General features: G+C 51.3%; 6 tRNA genes and 2 rRNA genes. All 8 read right to left on the reverse strand.

What is annotated here, in order from left to right:
- Window positions 1–68 (reverse strand): 16S ribosomal RNA (locus KNP60_RS15410); the annotation flags it as partial.
- Between the two features lie 105 nt (window positions 69–173).
- A tRNA-Ala gene (locus KNP60_RS15415) sits at window positions 174–249 on the reverse strand.
- An 11-nt stretch (window positions 250–260) separates the two neighbouring features.
- Window positions 261–337, reverse strand: a tRNA-Pro gene (locus tag KNP60_RS15420).
- Between the two features lie 7 nt (window positions 338–344).
- Window positions 345–421, reverse strand: a tRNA-Arg gene (locus tag KNP60_RS15425).
- A 31-nt stretch (window positions 422–452) separates the two neighbouring features.
- Window positions 453–539: transfer RNA gene (locus tag KNP60_RS15430), tRNA-Leu, on the reverse strand.
- Between the two features lie 34 nt (window positions 540–573).
- Window positions 574–649, reverse strand: a tRNA-Thr gene (locus KNP60_RS15435).
- Window positions 650–658: 9 nt separating this feature from the next.
- Window positions 659–734 (reverse strand) — tRNA-Val (locus KNP60_RS15440).
- Window positions 735–745: 11 nt separating this feature from the next.
- Window positions 746–834, reverse strand: a 5S ribosomal RNA gene (gene rrf, locus KNP60_RS15445); the annotation flags it as partial.

The raw sequence follows: 834 nt of genomic DNA on the forward strand, positions 1-834 counted from the left end.
CGCTCGACTTGCATGTATTAGGCACGCCGCCAGCGTTCGTCCTGAGCCAGGATCAAACTCTCCAAAGAATTTGATATAGCTCTTTAAAATGACGAAGCTTGCGCTTCATTCAAAAATTGTAAAACTTATTTTTGCCTCATCGTTCAGTTTTCAAAGTTCGTCAGTTTAAAAATTGGTGGAGCCTAGCGGGATCGAACCGCTGACCTCCTGCGTGCAAGGCAGGCGCTCTCCCAGCTGAGCTAAGGCCCCAAAAGTTATGATGGTCGGGAAGACAGGATTCGAACCTGCGACCCCTTGGTCCCAAACCAAGTGCTCTACCAAGCTGAGCTACTTCCCGAAATAGATGGTGCACCCTGAGAGATTCGAACTCCCGGCCTTTAGATTCGTAGTCTAACGCTCTATCCAGCTGAGCTAAGGGTGCGAGACGAATGAACTTTCATGGGATATTAAGATGGTACCGAGGGCCGGACTTGAACCGGCACGAGGAAACCCTCGCAGGATTTTAAGTCCTGTGCGTCTACCAATTCCGCCACCCCGGCAAGGTATAATTCATGCGGTAGACTATTTTAAAAATGGTGCCGGCGAAAGGATTCGAACCCTCGACCCTCTGATTACAAGTCAGATGCTCTACCAACTGAGCTACACCGGCAGGTGTAAATGGTGGAGGATGACGGGATCGAACCGCCGACCCCCTGCTTGTAAGGCAGGTGCTCTCCCAGCTGAGCTAATCCTCCAAATATGTAATGCCTGGCAACGTCCTATCCTCACAGGGGGAGACCCCCAACTACTTTCGGCGCTGAAGCGCTTAACTTCCGTGTTCGGCATGGGAACGGG

The organism is Exiguobacterium sp. s5 (assembly GCF_018618075.1).
Taxonomy (GTDB): Bacteria; Bacillota; Bacilli; order Exiguobacteriales; family Exiguobacteriaceae; genus Exiguobacterium; species Exiguobacterium mexicanum_A.